General features: G+C 68.5%; 2 protein-coding genes and 1 pseudogene. All 3 read left to right on the forward strand.

Annotated features, from left to right (window positions below; all coding sequences use genetic code 11):
* Positions 1 to 146 precede the first annotated feature (146 nt).
* Positions 147 to 1,190 carry a histone deacetylase family protein gene (locus BIS11_RS14795; RefSeq protein ID WP_253423139.1) on the forward strand — a complete coding sequence of 348 codons (1,044 nt, stop codon included), beginning with the start codon at positions 147 to 149 and terminating at the stop codon, positions 1,188 to 1,190.
* A gap of 64 nt (positions 1,191 to 1,254) precedes the next feature.
* Positions 1,255 to 1,623, forward strand: coding sequence for a hypothetical protein (locus BIS11_RS14800; protein WP_253423143.1), 369 nt, complete (start codon positions 1,255 to 1,257; stop codon positions 1,621 to 1,623).
* A gap of 47 nt (positions 1,624 to 1,670) precedes the next feature.
* Positions 1,671 to 2,628, forward strand: a pseudogene (locus BIS11_RS14805) (VRR-NUC domain-containing protein); the annotation flags it as partial.

Here is a 2,628-nt window from a genome sequence, read left to right on the forward strand (position 1 = left end):
GCGATACTCGGCGCGCAGCCCTTCGAGAACCGCGCCGAGGCGAGCCGCGCCGAGTACCGGCTGAAGCAGCAGACCCCCGCCGAGAAGCGCCGCTGGGCGGCGTGCTGGGCGCTGGATGATCCCTCCCTTTTCAAGGAGCCTTCGCCATGATGACGTTCTTCTCCGAGCAGAGCTTTCGCCGCCAGGCGGCCACCGAGCTTCACGGCAGCACCTTGGTCGCGCCTTTCGAGACGCCAAGGCGCATGGAGATCGTGCTCGAGGCGCTGGCGCGCGCGGGGCTCGAGGTGCGTGCCCCCGGCGACTACGGCCTCGAGCCGGTGAAGGCGGTACACGACGCAGGCTATATCGAATTTCTCGCCAACTTCTGGCCCGCCTGGCAGGCCGAAGGCCGCACCGGCGAGGCGATCCCGAGTATCTGGCCGGCGCGCACGTTGCGATCCGACCGCATCCCCCGCTCGCTGGGCGGAAAGCTCGGCTACTACGCCCTGGCGGCGGAAACCTCGCTCTGCGAAGGCACTTTCGAGGCCGCACTCGCCAGCAAGGACACTGCGCTTGCGGCCCTTGATCACGTCCTCGAAACCAATGAGCCGAGTTTCGGCCTCTGCCGCCCGCCGGGCCACCACGCGGCGACGGACCAGTTCGGCGGCTACTGCTTTTTCAACAACGCCGCCATCGCCGCCCAGCGCGCGCTGGATCGCGGCAAGAAGCGCGTCGCGGTGCTCGACGTCGACTTCCACCACGGTAACGGCACCCAGCAGATCTTCTACCGCCGCTCGGACGTCTTCTTCGCCTCGCTTCACGGCGACCCGGACGTCACCTTTCCCTACTACCTGGGCTACGCCGACGAGATCGGCGAAGGCGAGGGCGAAGGCTTCACCGCCAACTACCCGATGCCGCCGAAAACCCCGGTCAGCGTCTGGATGCAGGCGCTCGAGAAGGCGCTGGTGGAGATCGCTCGCACCGAATGCGAGCTTCTGATCGTCTCGCTCGGGGTGGATATCTTCGAGCACGACCCGATCAGCACCTTCACCTTCACGCGCGACGACTTCACCGCACTTGGCGAGCGGCTGGCGAAGGCCGGGCTTCCCACCGTCTTTTTGATGGAAGGGGGCTATGCGGTGGACGATATCGGTGTCAATGTGGTGAGCGTACTGCAGGGGTTCGAGGCCCGGGGCGGCGCGAACGCGTGACACCGCAGGTCATTTGGGGCAGTCTAGCGCCTTTTCACGATGCGAAGGGGCGAGGAGTCAGAGCGTGGCAGTCTACGGCGGCATACAGGCACACGAGGTGGAGCGTTGGCTCAACGCCTTGATCAACGCCGCGTTCGATCGACGCTGCCCGCTCTCCCGCGTGCACGGCGGCAACGCCCGCGCCCGCACCGCGCGCCAGGACCTTCTCTGCCTGGCCAGCACCTTTCGCGGCGAGCAGGGTGAAAGCCACCTGATCGCCGACGGCCTGAGCCGCTGGTGCCAGCACTACCTCACCGAAACCGAGTGGTACGTGCTGGTCAGCGGCCGGCCCCCCAAGCGCCTGTTCGAGGCGACCCCGGCCAGCCCCGCCGGCGACACCCCCGAGGACGTGCCCGAGTTCATCGAGGTACTGCTGCAGCATAAAGTGGGTTAGCAACGACCCGCTTAACGCCGCTTCCACGACGCTGTTACAATGGATGGATGAACAGTGTTCTCGCCGCCCCGGCCACCGCCTCGCTCGATGACCCGCTCTACTACCTGACGAACCTTCGTTACGTGTTCGCGTGGGTGGCCGAGCGCCACGGCGATCTGCTCGGCGCCGAGGAGAAGGCCTTTCTCGACGCTTTCGATGCGCTGCCACGCCCCTCCCAGGCGCTGCTTGCGCGCATGGTGATGCGCAAGGGCGCGCTCTTTCGCACCGACAAGCTCGTCTACCCCGAGATCGGCGACCCCCAGCAGGCGCTGGCGCCGCTGGCCCAGGCGGGACTGGTCGAGCCGGCCCCGGCGCTTTGCGCCGCCGAGCTCGTGCACCATCTGAAACTCGGTGAGCTCAAGCAGGCGCTGATGGATGAGATCCGCGCGGCGGGCCTGGGGGCGTCGCCTGCCAAGAAAGCGCTGGTCGAGCACCTCATCCCGACACTCGATACCGTCCAGCCGCTGGCCGCCTGGTGGCCCGAGGCGCCGATGGTGCTTGTTCGCCTCACGGTGATGGCGGTGTGCGACCGGCTGCGGCTGATGTTCTTCGGCAACCTGCGTCAGGACTGGAGCGAGTTCGTGCTCACCGAGCTTGGCCTGCAGCGCTTCGAGCCGGTCGCGCTCTCGCCGGACGCCCGCGCCTTCGCCCAGCGCGACGACGTCACCACCTACCTGCACCTGCACCGCCTGCGCGAGCGGCTGGGCGAGGGCGAGGCTCCGGCGGCGCTCCATAGCGAGGTGCCCCCGGCCAGCGCCAACCGCTGGCTCGCTACCCGGCGCGACCGGCTGCTGGTGAGCCTTGGCCGCGAGGCCGAACGGCAAGGCGACGCGGCGCTGGCGGTGACGCTCTTCGAGACCGCCGACGGCAGCGACGCGCGCATTCGCCTGCTGCGCCTGCTCGAGCGCCGGGGGGAGAACGCCCGGGCCCTGGACATCGCTCGCCGCGCCCTCGACGCCGACCCCA

This window comes from Halomonas sp. 707D4 (assembly GCF_024158685.1).
Lineage (GTDB): Bacteria > Pseudomonadota > Gammaproteobacteria > Pseudomonadales > Halomonadaceae > Vreelandella.